The 18,830-nt window shown below is 42.3% G+C and carries 15 protein-coding genes; 13 read left to right on the forward strand and 2 right to left on the reverse strand.

Annotated features, from left to right (window positions below):
* The first annotated feature begins 9 nt into the window (after positions 1-9).
* The 13 genes from fliS (at position 10) to AC1Q59_RS12615 (ending at position 15,140) form a co-directional block, all read left to right on the forward strand.
* Positions 10-411 (forward strand): flagellar export chaperone FliS, encoded by a 402-nt coding sequence (gene fliS / locus AC1Q59_RS12555; RefSeq protein WP_492366417.1) that lies wholly within the window; start codon positions 10-12, stop codon positions 409-411.
* Complete coding sequence (gene fliT, locus AC1Q59_RS12560; RefSeq protein ID WP_492366178.1) at positions 411-752, forward strand: flagellar protein FliT; 342 nt, start codon at positions 411-413, stop codon at positions 750-752. The genes fliS and fliT overlap by 1 nt, the downstream gene beginning before the upstream one ends.
* Before the next feature lie 258 nt (positions 753-1,010).
* A complete protein-coding gene (hpf, locus tag AC1Q59_RS12565) occupies positions 1,011-1,559 on the forward strand; it encodes a ribosome hibernation-promoting factor, HPF/YfiA family (RefSeq protein WP_492366179.1) in 549 nt (182 codons plus the stop codon).
* Between the two features lie 518 nt (positions 1,560-2,077).
* A complete protein-coding gene (locus AC1Q59_RS12570) occupies positions 2,078-3,688 on the forward strand; it encodes a gamma-glutamyltransferase family protein (protein WP_492366180.1) in 1,611 nt (536 codons plus the stop codon).
* A 27-nt stretch (positions 3,689-3,715) separates the two neighbouring features.
* Positions 3,716-4,561, forward strand: a complete 846-nt coding sequence (locus AC1Q59_RS12575) for a DUF1028 domain-containing protein (protein ID WP_492366181.1) — start codon at positions 3,716-3,718, stop codon at positions 4,559-4,561.
* A 332-nt stretch (positions 4,562-4,893) separates the two neighbouring features.
* Positions 4,894-7,401, forward strand: a complete 2,508-nt coding sequence (gene secA, locus AC1Q59_RS12580) for a preprotein translocase subunit SecA (RefSeq protein WP_492366182.1) — start codon at positions 4,894-4,896, stop codon at positions 7,399-7,401.
* Between the two features lie 234 nt (positions 7,402-7,635).
* Positions 7,636-8,737 (forward strand): peptide chain release factor 2 gene (prfB, locus tag AC1Q59_RS12585; protein ID WP_492366183.1). Its coding sequence is split into 2 segments (ribosomal slippage): positions 7,636-7,707 and positions 7,709-8,737, totalling 1,101 coding nucleotides; the frame shifts between segments, so codons are not numbered across the junction.
* A gap of 269 nt (positions 8,738-9,006) precedes the next feature.
* Complete coding sequence (locus tag AC1Q59_RS12590) at positions 9,007-9,873, forward strand: YitT family protein (protein ID WP_492366184.1); 867 nt, start codon at positions 9,007-9,009, stop codon at positions 9,871-9,873.
* A 55-nt stretch (positions 9,874-9,928) separates the two neighbouring features.
* Entirely contained in the window at positions 9,929-10,300 is a 372-nt protein-coding gene (gene cccB / locus AC1Q59_RS12595) for a cytochrome c551 (protein ID WP_492366185.1), read from the forward strand.
* Between the two features lie 263 nt (positions 10,301-10,563).
* Entirely contained in the window at positions 10,564-11,250 is a 687-nt protein-coding gene (gene ftsE, locus AC1Q59_RS12600; RefSeq protein WP_492366186.1) for a cell division ATP-binding protein FtsE, read from the forward strand.
* Positions 11,240-12,133 (forward strand): permease-like cell division protein FtsX, encoded by an 894-nt coding sequence (gene ftsX / locus AC1Q59_RS12605; RefSeq protein ID WP_492366187.1) that lies wholly within the window; start codon positions 11,240-11,242, stop codon positions 12,131-12,133. Before ftsE ends, ftsX begins: the two co-directional genes overlap by 11 nt.
* Positions 12,134-12,337: 204 nt before the next feature.
* Positions 12,338-13,783: a S41 family peptidase gene (locus tag AC1Q59_RS12610; RefSeq protein WP_492366188.1), complete on the forward strand. Its 1,446-nt coding sequence runs from the start codon at positions 12,338-12,340 to the stop codon at positions 13,781-13,783.
* A 163-nt stretch (positions 13,784-13,946) separates the two neighbouring features.
* A complete protein-coding gene (locus AC1Q59_RS12615) occupies positions 13,947-15,140 on the forward strand; it encodes a PDZ domain-containing protein (protein ID WP_492366189.1) in 1,194 nt (397 codons plus the stop codon).
* A 533-nt stretch (positions 15,141-15,673) separates the two neighbouring features.
* Here the strand turns inward: AC1Q59_RS12615 and nagZ are convergent.
* Both nagZ and bla read right to left on the reverse strand, forming a co-directional pair.
* On the reverse strand, positions 15,674-17,425 hold the full coding sequence (gene nagZ / locus AC1Q59_RS12620) for a beta-N-acetylhexosaminidase (RefSeq protein ID WP_492366190.1): 1,752 nt from the start codon (positions 17,423-17,425) through the stop codon (positions 15,674-15,676).
* Between the two features lie 199 nt (positions 17,426-17,624).
* On the reverse strand, positions 17,625-18,554 hold the full coding sequence (gene bla, locus AC1Q59_RS12625) for a class A beta-lactamase (protein ID WP_492366191.1): 930 nt from the start codon (positions 18,552-18,554) through the stop codon (positions 17,625-17,627).
* Between the last annotated feature and the right edge of the window lie 276 nt (positions 18,555-18,830).

An 18,830-nucleotide genomic window follows, 5' to 3' on the forward strand; every position in this document is an offset into this window, starting at 1 on the left:
GTGTAAATGATGGCCATCAATAATCCATACCAATCCTATCAGCAAAACTCAGTCAACACCGCATCACCGGGTGAACTGACGCTCATGCTGTACAACGGATGTATAAAGTTTATTCATCTCGCGAAAAAAGCGATTGGGGATCAAAATATCGAAGCAAAAAATACCAATATTCAGAAGGCGCAGAACATTATCCAAGAGCTCATGGTTACGTTAAATATGGATGTGCAGGTTTCAAAAAACATGATGTCTCTCTACGATTTTATGAATCGCCGTCTTATTGAAGCAAATATTAAAAATGACTCGTCTATCCTTGATGAGGTGGAGGAACTAGTAACCGAATTCCGCGACACATGGAAGGAAGTCATTAAATTAAACCGGCAAAAGCAGTATGCAGGAGGCGGGCACATCTAGTGAGTGCCCTGCAATCTTATTATCAAGTCACCTTAGATTTAATTCGTCTTTTGCAAAACGAGACAGACCGTGATAAAAAAATTCAGCAAACCGATGAGCTTCTCAACCAGCGTGAGGTGCTGATGAATTCTATTAAGCCCCCTTACAATGACTCGGAAAATGAAATGGGGGCCCAGCTGCTGAAGCTTGAGCCTGTTCTTTCCCAGCTTTTAAAAAAGGAAAAGCTCGAGATTCAAAAGGATCTGAAAGAGCTCAGCAAGAAAAAAGAGTCAACTAATAAATATACTAATCCCTATGCATCTGTTCAAACAGACGGGATGTTCTATGATAAGAGAAATTAAGCGTGGCTAATTGTCATGCTTATTTTTTTATGTCATATGATTAAGTAAAAAGAAGTGGATGACAGGCCCTTGGCGATTGTTGAATCTTTCACAAAACCGACAAAATTCTCAAAGTTTTTTCACGTACTAGCAGGAGTTTTATGGGGTAAAATAGAAATGTAAACATATAGTCTTAAATAAAAGACTTAGCGTTTTTTTGAAAGGGTTTACCCCAAAAGACGCGACAGCATTTGTACAATGAAAAGGAGGAGTTCATCTATGAATTTTAACATTCGTGGTGAGAACATTGAGGTAACTCCAGCAATTAGAGAATACGTTGAGAAAAAAATTACAAAATTGGAGCGGTACTTTACTGAGTCTCCAAATGCGACAGTTCATGTCAACTTGAAAACATACCAAGGTAAATCTTCTAAAGTGGAAGTAACGATCCCAATGCAGAACCTAGTGCTTCGTGCAGAGGAAGTTCATGATGATATGTATGCAGCGATTGATTTAATTTCTGATAAATTAGAGCGTCAAATCCGCAAACATAAAACAAAAGTAAATCGTAAATTCCGTGAAAAAGGCAATGCCGATGCTGTATTCGTTACTTTGCCTGAATCTGAAAAGACTCCTGAGGATGATAACGATCTTGAATTAGTCCGTAAGAAAAGCTTTGACCTAAAGCCAATGGACAGCGAAGAGGCGATCCTGCAAATGAACATGCTCGGACACAACTTCTACGTATTCACAAATGCTGACACAAGCAAAACCAATGTTGTGTACAAGCGTAAAGATGGCCGCTATGGCTTAATTGAAGCTCAATAATGAATGGATTAGCAGACCCCGCCGGATTTGGCGGGGTTTTTATATATGGGGTAATTGACTAGTGACTATTTTTGGGATTGCCGCGACTTCCTGGTGAGTAGTTGGCCAAACTAGTTCCCTTTTGTGCTTCCTTATTGATATTTTAGTAACCAGATGCCCTAACTAGTACCCGTTTTGCTAATGGTATGTGTTTCTTCGTCACTAGTTAGTTCCCGTTCGAGCCGCCCGAACAAAATTAGCGTCACTAACATGGCAGGTTAGTTCCCGTTTAGGCAGCTCAATCAAAATTACCGTCACTAACATGGTATGTTAGTGCCCGTTCGAGCCGCCCAAACAAAATTAGCGTCACTAACACAGCAAGTTACTTCCCAAATGAACACCCAAACAATTTTTCGGGAACTAACCAGCCTCCCCTCTCCCCAAAAACCCACCAAAAATTTCGCAACTAGAAATATTCTGCACCCTGTATTCCGATAATTTGCTATAATCGAAATAAATAAACTCAAAGGGTGATCCATATGAATCTTGATTTCCACTACCATCCATATCCTTCACAAAGAAATACGGTCATGGCTAAGAATGGCATGGTTGCCACTTCACAGCCGCTTGCTGCTCAGGCGGGGCTTGATATTTTAAAAAAGGGCGGTAATGCCATTGATGCTGCGATTGCAACTGCGGCTGCTTTAACGGTGCTAGAGCCTACCTCTAACGGAATCGGCGGCGATGCCTTTGCGCTTGTTTGGACAAACAATAGCCTCTATGGACTAAATGCCAGCGGTCCAGCGCCAAAGTCTATTTCCATTGAAGCACTTAAAGAAAGAGGTTACGAAAAGATTCCTGTTTTAGGCTGGGAGCCGGTAACAGTCCCGGGTGCTCCATCAGGCTGGGCGGAGTTATCCAAACGATTTGGCAAACTTCCATTAACAGAGGTGCTTCAGCCGGCGATTGATTACGCAGAAAACGGCTATCCTTTAACACCAACCTTGGCCAAGTATTGGGAGGCCGCTTATAAGAAATTTAAACAAGTGTTAACGGGAGAGGAATTCCAAAGCTGGTTTGATACATTTGCTCCGGATGGCAGAGCGCCTAAGGCAGGCGAGGTCTGGAAATCAAAGGGTCATGCTGAATCGTTAAGATCGATCGCTGAAACAAATGCAGAAAGCTTCTATCGCGGGGAAATTGCTGAAAAAATTGATGCTTATGCGAAACAATATGGCGCATTTCTTTCAAAAGAGGATTTGGCCGCATATAAGGCTGAGTGGGTCGACCCAATTAAAGTTAATTACCGCGGGTATGATGTTTGGGAAATTCCGCCGAATGGACAAGGCCTTGTTGCGTTGCTTGCGCTTAATATTGCCAAAGGCTTTGAATTTACGAACAGAGACTCTGCTGATACCTTGCATAAACAAATTGAAGCCATGAAGCTTGCTTTTACCGATGGAAAGACTTTTATCACTGATCCAAGAGAAATGACAGTGAGGGTTGATGAGCTTCTATCTGAGGAGTACGGGGCTGCTAGAAGATCCGAGATTGGCGATACCGCTATCGTACCAGAACCATATAAAGAAAAAGTTGGTGGAACGGTTTATTTGGCTGCTGCTGATGGGGAAGGGAATATGGTTTCCTTTATCCAAAGCAATTATATGGGATTTGGTTCAGGTCTTGTAGTTCCAGGAGCGGGTATCGCATTGCAAAATAGGGGACATGATTTTTCAATGGATCCTTCCCACCAGAACGCATTAAAGCCTGGGAAGAAGACGTATCATACCATTATTCCTGGATTTTTAACAAAGGGCGACCAGCCTGTTGGACCATTTGGTGTGATGGGAGCTTACATGCAGCCGCAGGGACATGTGCAAGTGGTCATGAATACAATTGATTTTGGCTTGAATCCTCAGGCATCCTTGGATGCTCCAAGATGGCAGTGGGTGAATGATAAAAAGGTCAAGGTCGAGCCGAATTTTCCAAATCACCTAGCCCAAGCACTGGCTAGAAAAGGGCATGAGATTGAAGTTAGCCTTGATTCAACCGGATTTGGTCGCGGACAGATCATCTGGCGTGATCCGGAAACCGGAGTTCTATTCGGCGGAACAGAGCCAAGAACGGACGGATCTGTTGCAGCGTATTAACCATTTTTAAAAGGAGGGTCTTACGCGATGACATTTTCCATTGTTGGGTATGATCCAAAGGAAAAAGAATGGGGAATTGCTGTTCAGTCGAAGTTCCTAGCTGTAGGGGCAGTTGTTCCTTTTGCTAAAGCAGGGGTTGGAGCAGTGGCAACCCAGTCTTTTGCAAACACTTCCTATGGTCCAAGGGTGCTCGAATGGATGGCTGAAGGAAAAACGGCTGAGGAAGCGCTGGCTCTCATAACCAAAGATGACCCGCAAAAGGGGCTTCGTCAGGTCGGTCTTATAGACGCACTGGGAAATGGAGCCACTTTTACCGGAGAAGGCTGCTACAGCTGGGCTGGAGGAATTACCGGCACAAACTTTGCTGCACAAGGGAATATTTTGGTTGATGAAAAGACAGTGAAAGCCATGGCAGAAACCTTTCAAATGGCGGAGGGCTCCTTGGCAGATAGGCTGCTTGCAGCATTGAATGCCGGACAGGAAGCTGGAGGCGACAGCCGCGGACAGCAATCGGCTGCGCTTTTAGTCGTGAAAGATAAGGGCGGGTATGGCGGATTTAATGACCGCTATATTGATCTTCGCGTGGACGATCACCCTGAACCTATTAAAGAACTCATTCGAATCTACCGCCTTCAGCAGCTCTACTTTGCTCCATCTAAGCCTGAAAATATCGCAGAAATTGACGGCAGGGTAAAAGAAGAGCTCACATCAGAATTAATCCGGCTCAGGTATCTTGATTCGCAAAATGATGATGTGAAGCTTCTTGAAGCGCTGACCGCCTACATTCACACGGAGAACTTTGAAGCGCGTGAGCAGAGAGACGGAAGGATCGATTTAGACATTCTTGAATATATGAAACATCAATCTATCTAGCGGAGCCTATCTCCGCTGGATTTTTTCCGCTTAGGGCACATGCCAACAAAGCTATCCGGGGAAAAAAGCCTAAATTCTGGAGTGAATGGCTTTTAGTCTCTCCCTCCCACCCCCCCTCCAAAGTTGTCACTCAATAATGAAAGTGGTAATATTAATAGGTATAAATCAGCTTTTTGGGAGGATTCTGCCTATATGGAAGCGAATCCTTTTTTTATAAAAAAATCGTTATTCTACTGAAATATGTACGTTTGCGCCCCTTGAACTCGTGAAATGGCGCTAATTAAATGCTGCAAAATAGATCCTCCATTTTAAGATAAAGGAGCGTTTTTTACATGCTTGGAATTTTAAATAAAGTATTCGATCAGAATAAACGCGAACTAAAAAGGCTCACAAGGGTTGCTGAACAGGTGGATTCACTTGCTTCTGATATAGCCAAGCTTACCGATGAACAGCTTCGCGGGAAAACGCAGGAATTTAAAGACCGCGTTGCCAAGGGTGAGTCACTGGATGATTTGCTTGTTGAAGCATTTGCAGTTGTTCGTGAAGGAGCCAAGCGTGTCCTTGGCATGTTCCCTTATCCTGTACAGATCATGGGTGGTGCTTCTCTTCATGAGGGGAACATCTCTGAGATGAAAACCGGTGAAGGTAAAACGTTAACGGCAACGATGCCAGTATATCTAAATGCCCTAGCAGGAAAAGGCGTTCATGTTGTGACAGTCAATGAATACCTGGCCAGCCGTGACGCCACTGAGATGGGCCAGCTTTATGAGTTTCTCGGACTGACTGTCGGCTTGAATCTTAACGGTCTTTCAAAAGAAGAAAAACAGGCTGCTTATGCCGCGGATATCACATACAGTACAAACAATGAGCTCGGATTTGACTATTTGCGCGATAACATGGTCCTTTATAAGGAACAAAAGGTTCAGCGTCCGCTATTCTATGCCGTCATTGACGAGGTTGACTCGATTTTGATTGATGAAGCGCGGACACCGCTGATCATTTCCGGCACAGCGCAAAAGTCTGCACAGCTCTATATTCAAGCTAATGCGTTTGTCCGTAATTTGAAAAAAGATGAAGACTATACGTATGATGAAAAAACAAAAGGTGTGCAGCTGACCGAACAAGGGATGACAAAAGCAGAGCGTGCTTTTGGCATTGAGAACCTATTCGATATTACTCATGTGGCTATGAACCACCATATTACCCAGGCATTGAAAGCCCATGCCAGCATGCATCTTGACGTGGATTACGTTGTACAGGATGGCGAAATTGTCATTGTTGACCAATTTACTGGCCGTCTGATGAAGGGCCGCCGTTACAGCGATGGGTTGCACCAGGCAATTGAAGCGAAGGAAGGCCTCGAGATTCAAAACGAGAGCATGACACTTGCAACGATCACCTTCCAGAACTATTTCCGTATGTATGAAAAGCTTGCGGGTATGACTGGTACGGCAAAAACAGAGGAAGAGGAATTCCGCAACATCTATAATATGAACGTAGTCGTTATTCCGACAAACAAGCCAATTGCCCGTGATGACCGGGCGGATTTGATCTATGCATCCATGGATGGGAAATTCCGCGCTGTTGTTGAGGATATTGCTGAGCGCCATAAAAAAGGGCAGCCGGTGCTTGTCGGGACCGTGGCGATTGAAACATCTGAAATTATTTCTAACTACCTATCAAAAAAAGGTGTTCCGCATAATGTCTTGAACGCGAAAAATCATGGACGCGAGGCGGAGATTATTGCTGATGCCGGTAAAGCGGGATCTGTTACCATTGCAACGAACATGGCTGGACGCGGTACAGACATTAAGCTTGGCGAAGGCGTCAAAGAAGTAGGCGGATTAGCGGTCATCGGCACCGAACGCCATGAAAGCCGCCGGATTGATAACCAGCTCCGCGGACGTTCTGGCCGTCAAGGGGATCCGGGGGTTACCCAGTTCTATCTTTCAATGGAAGATGAACTGATGCGCCGTTTCGGCTCTGATAACATGAAAAACATGATGCAAAAACTTGGCATGGACGATACCCAGCCAATTCAAAGCAAAATGGTCTCAAAAGCCGTTGAATCTGCTCAGAAGCGGGTTGAGGGCAATAACTTTGATGCCCGTAAACAGCTGTTATCGTATGACGATGTCCTCCGCCAGCAGCGTGAAATCATCTATTCTCAGCGCAATGAAGTATTAGAGTCAGAAAATCTTCGAGATATCGTTGAAAAAATGATTTTAACTTCACTTGAGCGAAATGTGCAGGCATATGCGCCGAACATGAGCGACGAGGAAGAATGGAACCTGACTGGCCTGCTTGACTATATTAATGGAAACCTTCTATTTGAAGGTGATATTACAGTCAATGACCTGCGCGGCAAGGATTCAGAAGAAATGGTTGAAACAATTTTTGCCAAGGTTAAAGAGAGATATAACGAAAAAGAAGAAATGCTTCAATCAGAGCAAATGCGCGAATTTGAAAAGGTTATTGTGCTTCGTGCCGTTGACTCGAAGTGGATGGACCATATTGATGCGATGGATCAGCTTCGCCAGGGAATTCACCTTCGTGCCTACGGGCAAAACGATCCTCTTCGTGAATACCAGCATGAAGGGTTTGCGATGTTCGAGAATATGATTATTGCTGTTGAAGACGATGTAGCGAAATATATGATGAAAGCTGAGATCCGCAACAACCTGCAGCGTGAGGAAGTCGCAAAAGGTCAAGCGGTAAATCCGAAAGAAGATGGGGAAAAGGTAAAGAAAAAGCCAGCTGTCAAAGCCATTGACGTCGGCCGCAACGACCCATGCATCTGCGGTAGCGGTAAAAAATATAAAAACTGCTGTGGAGCGTAACTGTTAGGATCATAAAAATTAATTTTGAATATAAAATAAGTTGATTGAAGCGGTGGGTGCGAAGACTCCCGGACCGCCCGCGGAAAGCGAAGCACCCGGAGCGGAAATCAACAACTGCAAAAGAAAGGCCGGAAAAGCTTATGCCGGCTTTCTTTTTTTGGTTATCCTTAATGAAAATTTATTTTAGAAACAGTATAATAAATAACAGTTTGAAAAAATTGAAGAGGTGACAATATGGAATTAGCAGATATTCGGCACGAACTTGAAAAAACAGCTAAGCGATTAGCGGACTTTAGGGGGTCTCTTTGACTTAGATAACAAAGAGGCGCGTATTGCAGAGCTTGATGATACGATGCTGCAGCCTGGCTTCTGGGACGACCAGCAAAAGGCACAGTCGGTCATCGGCGAATTAAATGGGCTGAAGGATCAGGTCAATGAGCTGCACGACTTAAATGAAACATATGAAAATTTGGAGATCACCTACGAGCTTGTTAAGGAGGAAGACGATCCGGAGCTTCGGGAAGAACTTGAGACGGAATTGCAGGGTATCACAAAGCGTCTTAACGAGTTTGAGCTTCAGCTGCTTCTGAGCGAGCCATATGATAAAAATAATGCCATTCTCGAGCTGCACCCAGGTGCGGGCGGAACGGAATCCCAGGACTGGGGATCGATGCTCTTGCGCATGTACACAAGATGGGCAGAGAAAAGAGGCTTCAAAGTGGAAACACTTGATTATCTCCCTGGTGATGAAGCGGGAATAAAAAGCGTTACACTTGGTATCAAAGGCCATAATGCGTACGGCTATTTAAAGGCCGAAAAGGGCGTACACCGTCTTGTTCGAATCTCACCATTCGATTCATCAGGCCGCCGTCATACTTCGTTTGTGTCCTGTGATGTGATGCCTGAGTTTAACGATGAAATTGAAATTGAAATCCGAACTGAGGATTTAAGAATAGATACTTACCGTTCCAGCGGCGCTGGCGGACAGCACGTCAATACAACCGATTCAGCTGTCAGGATTACCCACATTCCAACGGGAATTGTTGCGTCCTGCCAAACCGAGCGCTCGCAAATTCAAAACCGTGAACATGCGATGAAGATGCTAAAAGCTAAGCTGTACCAAAAGAAAATTGAAGAACAGGAACAGCAGCTTGCTGATATCCGCGGCGAACAAAAAGAAATCGGCTGGGGCAGCCAAATTCGCTCTTATGTGTTCCATCCGTACTCCATGGTTAAAGATCACAGAACGAATACAGAGGTTGGGAATACCCAATCTGTGATGGACGGAGATATTGATATTTTTATTGATGCCTATTTGCGTTCTAAACTAAGCTAATATTGAAAAGGCCTTTACTGATTTCAGTAAAGGCCTTTTTGTTCTAATAAAAGGACATAGAAACCGTCCATCTTTCGCAACCTAATAGAACAATCGTTTACCATAAAACTGCCTTTTACTGCTTTAATACATCAGTCTAATGCCATTCACAAAAAAATATCCTCATGCTATACTCATGTCGAATTTTGAATTTCCTTGGAAATGATTGATGAAATTTCCAATTTAATAAGTGATAAAATTCGGCATTTTTTTAAAAAAAGGAGAAGGATATGGGAAAAAGAAATAGAGATCTTACATATGATTCGCGGGCAGAAAAAATTCAAGAATACATTAATGTAATTCTAGGTGCGGCCATTGTCGCTTTCACTTTTAATGTTTTTTTGCTGCCGAATCGGATAGCATCTGGCGGAGTGAGTGGAATTAGTACGATATTGGACGCTGTTGCCGGCTGGGAACCTGCCTATGTTCAGTGGGCATTCAATATCCCGCTTTTTATTGCAGGTGTTATTTTTCTCGGAAAGCAGTTTGGAATCAAGACTTTGCTTGGCACGGTTTTTTTACCGTTTGTTGTATATCTAACAAAGGATTTTGCTCCATGGACGACAGATCCACTGCTGGCATCTATATTTGGCGGAATCGGAGTCGGGCTCGGTATTGGTATTGTCTTTAGGGGAAAGGCTTCGACAGGCGGTACGGATTTGGCTGCACAAATCATAAATAAATATACCGGTCTAACCTTGGGCACTTGTGTTGCCATTATTGACGGGCTAATTGTGCTGACTGCAGCCTTTGTATTTGATATTGAGCAAGGGCTGTACGCCCTAATTGCTCTCTATGTCACAAGCAAAATGATCGATATTGTTCAAATAGGTTTTGGACGTTCAAAGATGACACTAATTATTTCAGAAAAACAAAATGAAGTTAGAGAAGGAATTTTGCATAAAATTGATAGAGGTGTGACAAAACTAAAAGCATACGGTGGTTATACCGATTATGAACGCCCAATATTGATGTGCGTAGTAGATCCGACGGAGTTCACAAATTTGAAACAATTAGTGAAAACCATTGATCCGACTGCGTTCATCGTCGTTACCGATGCCTCAGAGGTACTTGGCAGGGGTTTCAAAAGGGTGTAAATATTGGTATAATAATAACTGTTAGTATGTAAATTTTTCCAAGGGGGATATAGCAGTGAAAAAGAAACTTCTAGCATTACTTATGGGTACTTCTCTAGTACTGGCTGCGTGTGGCGGCGGCGGAGACGAAGCTGCTGACAACACAGACAAGACAGACACTGGTACAACAACTACAGAGGAGAATGCTGGGGATACTTCAACAGCTAGCGCGGGGGATGCACAAAAGCTGTTTGATCAAAAATGTTCCAGCTGCCACGGTGCAAACTTAGAAGGTGCTGTAGGACCTAACCTTACTAAGGTTGGCAGCAAGTACTCTAAGGAAGACATCGAAGGAATTATCGCTAATGGACAAGGTGCAATGCCACCAGGACTACTTCAAGGCGATGAAGCTGCACAAGTAGCTGAATGGCTAGCAGCTAAAAAATAATAGATACCATACAAAAAACGTTCTGCATTATGCAGGACGTTTTTTGTGCAATAGATTAAAAAAATTTCATATGAAAAGAAAATGTAATATTTTTTCAAGGTTTTGAGACAAATTATGATGTTATAATGGGGGATGTGACATGAATTGAGATATTTTGTGCTTGATTGCTGTCGTTTTTTGACGAAAGGCGCTAATAGAAAATTAGGCCATAACTGAATTTGGGGAAATTAAACTTTTTTAAACTACGGATTTAGGTGATGTTAATGATAGAAATGGAAGATGTGTACAAGAAGTACCCGAATGGCGTAGTGGCTGTTAACGGGATTGATGTGAAAATTAAGGCTGGCGAGTTTGTATATGTCGTAGGGCCATCAGGTGCAGGAAAGTCAACCTTCATCAAAATGATGTATCGTGAAGAAAAGCCGACAAGCGGGACAATCATGATTAACGGGGTGAACCTGGGAAAGCTGAAGGCCAATAAGGTGCCATTGCTTCGCCGCAATATCGGCGTCGTTTTCCAGGACTTTAAGCTGCTTCCTAATCTTACTGTATATGAGAATGTTGCTTTTGCGCTTGAAGTAACTGAAGAGAATCCGAAATATATTAAGAAACAGGTCATGGAAACGTTAGACCTTGTCAATTTAAAGCATAAGGCACGGATGCTGCCGACAGAACTTTCTGGAGGAGAGCAGCAGCGTGTATCCATTGCCCGTTCCATCGTCACTTCGCCAAAAGTGGTGATTGCTGACGAGCCGACAGGAAACCTTGACCCAGAAACATCTTGGGAAATCATGGACATATTTGATGAAATTAATACTAGAGGAACAACAGTGGTCATGGCAACCCATAACAAGGAAATCGTTAATACGATTAAGCACCGGGTTATCGCGATAGATGGCGGGAAAATTGTCCGCGACCAGCAGAGGGGGGATTATGGCTATGAAAGCTAGGACCCTAAATCGTCATTTGCGGGAAAGTCTAAAAAGTTTGGCCAGAAATGGCTGGATGACGTTTGCCTCTGCCAGTGCCGTTACAGTGACGCTGATTTTGGTTGGCGTATTTTTTGTTATTATGATGAATCTTAATAAAGTAGCAACAGACCTTGAGGAACAGGTCGAAATCCGTGTGCATATCGATTTGGCAGCCACACAGGAGGATCAGGCAGCGTTAAAGAAGCAGATCGAACAAATGCCTGAAATCAAATCCATTCGTTTTTCACCAAAAGAAGAGGAATTAGAAAATCTGATCGACAGCTTTGGTGAAGAAGGGGAAGCCTATAAGCTTTTTGAACAGGATAACCCGCTGAACGATGTATTTGTTATCAAAACAAAGAATCCAGGCGATACGGCAAAGGTCGCTAAGAAAATTGAAAAAATGGATTATGCAGCAAAAGTTAAATATGGACAGGGAAAGGTCGAAAAACTTTTCTCATTTATAAATATGAGCCGGAATGTTGGACTAGTATTGATTGTCGGTTTGCTGTTTACAGCGATGTTCCTCATTTCCAATACAATCAAAATTACAATCGTTGCGAGAAAACGGGAAATTGAGATTATGAGATTGGTAGGAGCAACCAATTCCTTTATCAGATGGCCATTCTTCCTTGAGGGGTTATGGCTTGGCTTGCTGGGTGCTATTGTGCCAATCGTGCTAATCTCCACTTCCTACTATTATGCTTATGATTTCTTGGAGCCAAAACTGAGCGGAAACTTCATAGAAATTCTGCATTTTAGCCCGTTTATCTACCAGGTCTCAGGACTTCTCATCCTCATGGGCGCCATCATCGGCATTTGGGGAAGCTTAATGTCCATCCGAAAATTCCTTAAAGTGTAATCTATTAAAAAAAGAAGAGGCGGCGACCTCTTCTTTTTTTTGCATGGAAGGACAAGGTGCCTGTCCCCATGTCCCAGAGGACACAGGCACCTTGTCCGTTAGACTTGTCATAACCCGTCCATTTTTTTCATATATTGGAGTAATATATGGCATCCCTAACGCAAAAACAGGTATGGCGAATAAGTTTAGGAAAGGAAGATGGGGATGAATAAAAAGTGGATGGCACTTTTGATGACAGGTTCGCTGCTGACAGGCGCGGGGGGCACCTATGCTGGAATGCAGCTGCTGGATCCGAGTGCTTCAGAAAAATATAGCAATGTGCAGGATTCAGAAAATCAGGCTAGCATTAGCTTGGAGGATTTAGGAAAGGTAGAGCAGGCGTATAGTTTAATATTTAATAGCTATGTAGAGGAAGTGAATAAGGACCAGCTCGTAGAAGGAGCGATTCAGGGTATGCTTGCTACTTTGGAGGATCCGTATTCTGTCTATATGGACAAGGAAACGGTCAGGCAGTTTAATGAAACGCTTGATTCCTCTTTTGAAGGAATCGGTGCTGAAGTCAGCATGGAGGATGGGAAGGTCATCATTGTTTCGCCTTTTAAGGATTCACCAGCGGAAAAAGCTGGGCTGAAACCGCGGGATCAAATTTTGAAGGTAGATGGGGAAAGTGTAGAAGGACTTGATTTAAATGAGGCTACAAAAAAGATCCGCGGGGAAAAAGGAACAAAGGTGAAGCTTCTAATTGCTAGAAAGGGAGTTAATAAGCCGCTGGAGATAGAGGTAAAGCGTGATGAAATTCCACAAATCACTGTGTATTCGGACATGAAGAAGCAGGACGGAAAGTCAATTGGCTATATTGAAATTACGTCTTTCTCTGAGGATACAGCTAGTGAATTTAAAAAACAGTTAAAAGCGCTAGAGAAAAAAGGGCTGGAAGGCCTTGTGATTGATGTACGCGGTAATCCTGGCGGGTATTTAGTGTCTGTTGAGGAGATTTTGAAAGAACTTGTGACAGATGACAAGCCCTATATTCAAATAGCCAAGCGAAATGGCGAGAAGCAAAGGTATTTTTCGTCATTAAAGGAGCCGAAGGAATATCCGATTGCGGTACTAGTTAACGATGGAAGTGCATCAGCAGCAGAGATCTTAGCCGGAGCATTAAAAGAGGCACAAGGATATGCAATAATCGGTGAGAATACATTTGGAAAAGGTACGGTTCAGCAGCCGATTCCAATGGGTGATGGAAGCAATATTAAATTGACTCTTTTTAAATGGCTGACTCCAGATGGTAACTGGATTCATAAAAAGGGAATTGAGCCAACCCTTGAGGTAAAGCAGCCGGATATCTTCCGTACCCATCCGCTGCAGATCGAAGAGGCTTTGGTGAAAGATATGAATAATGAACAGGTGAAACATGCCCAGGAGATTTTAGAAGGTATTGGCTACGCGCCTGGACGAATGGATGGCTATTTCAGTGAGACAACAAAGGTGGCTGTCCGGGCATTCCAGCAGCAAAACGACCTCGAGGTAAGTGGAATGATTGACAAAAAGACGGCTTCTGCCCTTGAGCAGGCCGCTTTAAAAGAAATAAAGAAAGAGAAAAACGACCTGCAGCTGCAAACGGCTCTGCGTTATCTTGCACGGCAATAATGGAATAGGAAAGCTTGGCATGGAGAAATCTCCATGCTTTTCTTTTTGGAGAAATATAGCAATAGGTTTTATCCAGACAATTTGGTAGAATATAGAGTAATAGAGATATTTTTGTGACTCGTACAAATTCATGGCAATAAATTGATAGAGGCTGGTGGCTATTTTGATGCAGGAATGGCTAATTGAATTATTAAAAGGAATTGGGAAGCTTTTTCTTCATCCTGTTTTCTACTATCTTTTCTTTATAGCTGCTGTACTAGGTGTGTCCCGGGTGAAACGGGAAAGAAGGAACTTTCATGTTCGGGCGGAGAATGCTTATTTTGAATTGAAGCAGCTGCTTCCTCTTGGGATTTTGATCGGACTTGCCTTATCGGTTGTTGCCGTTGCAGTCGGTCTTGTGATCCCGATAGAAACAATCTTGTTCACAGCGGCATTTACTGTCCTATGGAGCTTTACGACAAAGGTGCGCTGGATGGCGCCCGCGTACACGTTGGGGTTTGCATTTTTTTCCACCATCTTTGCCATTGGACAGAAATGGCCGTTGCCCTCTTTCATGACTTCTGTGGCAGATCAGGAACAGACTGTTTATCCGGCCGTTGCAGTTTTGCTGGCGCTGCTTATAATCGGTGAGGGAATTCTTATTTTTAAAAATGGACATAAGGGAACCTCGCCAAAGCTGATTAAGAGCAAACGTGGTCAAAGCATTGGTGCTCATGAGGTCAAGCGTTTGTGGATGCTACCGGTATGTTTGGTTGTACCAGGAGCAGGATTGCAAGATTCCTTTGATTGGTGGCCCGTCTTCTCGCTTGCTGGCCACACTTATTCCCTCATGCTTGTTCCGTTTGCTGTTGGCTTTTTCCAGCAGGTTCAAGGGAATCTGCCAAGTGAGGCTGTGAAAATTCTTGGGAAACGGGTTATCGCTTTAGGGACTCTGACCGGAATCTTATCGATAGCGGGCTACTGGTATCCGCTGGCTGCGATTGCTGTAACGGCACTGGCGATTATCGGACGGGAGCTTATTACCGTTAGACAAAGAATGTCGGATGAGAATCGACCGTTTTATTTTTCAAAAAGAAATAAAGGGGTTATGGTTCTTGGCATCATTCCGGGTTCACCGGCAAACAATATGGCTTTGCAGGTGGGTGAGCTAATTACCAAGGTGAATGGAATGGCGGTGCATGATAAGGAGAGTCTCTATGAAGCGCTATTGATTAATCGCGCGCACTGCAAGCTTGAAGTCATTGATGTGAACGGGCAAATAAGATTTGCCCAGCGGGCTTTATTTGAAGGTGACCATCACGAGCTTGGGATTCTTTTTATTCAGGATGGAGTTAAAAAGGGGCATGAAGCCGTATAATATGGTGATTTTTCATAATTCGTGAGAATTTTTTCGTGATTGGTGAGAATTCACTTAATGCCTCTAGATGTAAATTTTCATGATAAAGAATAAGAAATGAAAACAGAATAGTCTATACTAAATAAATTCAAAGAGGAGCGACGAAGTCGTTTCTCTATTTTTTTAAGGGGATAACGATGCATACTTTGTGTTAGTAATCATTTAAATAATCAGAAGAAGATAAAAGAATTAAATCAAAAATTATCAAAACAACTTCCTCAAATTGCAGATGGAAAGAGCGGAAAAAGGTTAAAACAAAATACGAAAACCTTATAAAACTTGGGATATCTAAGGATGAAGCCAAAAAAAACGCCAACTCCCTTGAAGGATATTGGCGCCTATAAAAAGAACCCTATATTACATCTTGCCTTAAATGGCAGAACAAGGTTTAAAATCCTTAAGCAATGTGATTTCATAAACTTTCGAATCTCCGTATACGGGCCCGATTGTGAAAGAAGTAATCCTATTAATTATCCCCATACCTATATGAATAATTAATGTAAATAATTATTCAGAAGACTATTGATTGAGTAATTTATTTCGTTTATGTTAGGATTTTCCACTTTCGTATCGTTAATGCTGTATTTCCTTTTTAGTTGAATAATTCTTTCTATACTTTCATTTAATCTTTGTTCGGAAATTGCCCCATTTTGAACAGCAACTTTTAAAGAGGAGATAATCTTTACAACATTATTATAGTCATGCCCTACCAAAATAATATCGCTTCCTGCTTTAACTGATTCTACCGCTACTTTACCAATATCAAAATGTTCTGTTATGGCTCCCATTTTCATATCGTCCGTTATGATTACTCCTGTAAAACCAAGTTGTTTTCTAAGAAGATCCGTCATGACAGCTTTTGACATGGTCCCTGGATTCGTTTTATCTAATTGAGGCAATAAGATATGGGCGACCATCATAACATCTGCACCTTGATTAATCGCACGTTCAAACGGTATTAACTCTAGTTCTTTAAGTTGCTTAAGGCTTTTATTTACAATCGGAAGGTTCAGATGGGAATCAACCGATGTATCTCCATGACCAGGAAAATGTTTAATTGTCGTGATGACGTTTTGAGATTGTATCCCTCTCATCGTTTGATTTCCAAGTTTACTTACAATTTCCGCATTGTCCCCAAACGATCGATCCCCGATTACCGGGTTATTTGGATTGCTGTTAATATCGAGAACAGGGGCAAAATCGAGATTTAAACCAAATTCTTTTAATTCGCGGCCTAAAAGTGTCCCGACTTTATAAGAGAAGTCTGGATTATTAATCTGTCCAATCTGTTTATTTCGAGGAATGTTAGTAAGTCCACCCGGCAATCTTGTCACACGTCCACCCTCTTGATCAACACCTAGTAAAAGCGGTAGACTCGAACTATTTCCGGCTTTCAGTTGATTCACAAGTTGAATGACTTGTGTAGGGGTTTCAAAATTATATTTGTAAAAAATAATTCCTCCGACATGAAATTGGTTTATTAACTTATTTGCATTTGCGTCCATTGAAGTCCCGGATACCCCAGCAAGAATCATCTGGCCTATTTTATCTTCTAAACTCATTTTTAAAATTACTTCTGAAATGGTTTGATTTTCTTGTTGATCCGGTGCTTTTTCAACCTGTGTATAGAGTGAGATATGGTCAACTTTAGGATTTGGTTCCTGCTCTGTTGTTATCGGCAAAACCCATAATAAATCAGTGGCAGTGGTTACATGATAGACAAGAATCATTTGGTCATATATTGAATCTTTATAATATCGAATGGCGTCGGGTTCACCGCCAGTTCTCTTAATTTCATTTAAAGAAATATTTAGTAGTTCAGAGTCATATGATCGTATATCATTTACAGTCTGATCGGCATAGCCGATTGTAGAACGATGAGTTTCGTAATCCTCATACCTGCCTTTAGCAGTTTCCGAAATATTGTTTGAATTTCCCCACTCTTTGTTTACTTCCTTCCATTCTGTTTTACCGGAGACAAAGGGAATGTTTGGAACCTTACCTTCCTTAGATAAAGAAAATATTTCTTCTACTAATTTCTGCTCGTTCTTCGAATCCACTGTATTTTTACCGGAAGGGTTAGTATCTGATGGCTTAGTTGCAATTGGGCGTTCTTTAACTGGTGCCTGTTCGCTATTATTTCCTTTGATTGCATAATAAACTCCAATGATTAAAGCAAACATTAAAAGGAGAATCGTAAAAATACGCAGTTTATTTCGGGAAGCCTTTTTTCTTTTTCTTTTCATTTTCCAATTCCCCCTTCTACCTTTTTTCTATCCGTCTCCACAATAATTCAACCCACACTGTTCTTTCCAGCAATAAGCTTCGGCGAAGCACTTTAAACGAAAAAAAGAGCGCTTAATATCATGGTTCAAGGATATTAAGCGCCCGTTCGTTAAAGACTCCTAGGATCTTAATGTCCTAAATAAAGAATTTATCCTATCTTCACTTTAAAACGTTAAGAACAACCTTGGCAGCCTCGGCAATCAGTTTATCGTCATATTTGGCATCCTCTGTATCATGGCGGGACATAATGGCAATAACAATGGGTTCTTCATTTGGCGGCCAAACAACTGCAATATCATTTCTCGTTCCGTAACTTGCAGCACCACTCTTATCACCGACCACCCATCCTTCTGGTGCGCCAGCACGAATGAGTGTATCTCCTGTAGCATTACCTTTTAGCCAATCGATAAACAATTCACGTTTGTCATCCGAAAGTAAGTCGCTGAGTGCGAAAGCCTTAAGGCTGGTGGCCAGAGCTTTCGGTGTGCTAGTGTCTCGAGTATCTCCTGGGGTAAATGCATTTAAATCTGGTTCAAAGCGAACCGCCTGGGTCACGTTATCACCTATTTGATTTAAGGCTTGGTTAAATCCTTCAGGACCTCCCAATGCCTCAAATAGGAGGTTTCCCGCGGTGTTGTCACTGAACCGAACTGCTGCCTCACTTAATTCCAACATGGTCATTCCGGTATCTGTGTGTTTCTCTGTAATCGGAGAATAGGGAACTAAATCATCCTCAGTGTAGGTAATAACTTCCTTAAGCTCTTCCAATGAGTTCTGCTGCAGCAAGGTGGATGCGGCTAAAGCTTTGTAAGTTGATGCAAAAGCGAATCGCTCTTCTGGCCGATATTCGATCGTCTGATTCGTTCCTGTATCAATAGCATAGACACCAATCCGAGCGTCAAACTGATTCTCAAGTTTGGCGAATTTTTCATCTGTATTTGTCCTTTGTTCCAGTTCATTTTCCTCTTTAGACAGAGCGTTAATCGAACTGTCTTTTTCCGCACATGCCGAGAGTATCATCACTGTGGCCAATAACATAAGTAGTGTAAGATGATGTATGTTGAATTTGTATTTATATGTTTTTATCAAATGTATAACCTCTTTCTAGTTTTAACCTTTCAAAATATAACTAGCTTCTTTAACCTGGCAATGATGAAGCGTGTACTGTTTTTACTGATTAATTATTCACTGTTTGCTGTATCTTTATTTTAAGCATTAATAGAGACTCACCGATGTAGCCACGTAATCCCCAATCTTTCCCCCTTTATTCAGTATTAGACTACAACCGTAGTCCAATATTACAATCGTAGTCTATAAAAAGTCAATCACTTTAACCTAGAAAATTTATCATTCTTTCTTTCAGGA

The organism is Cytobacillus sp. MT66 (genome assembly GCF_058792595.1).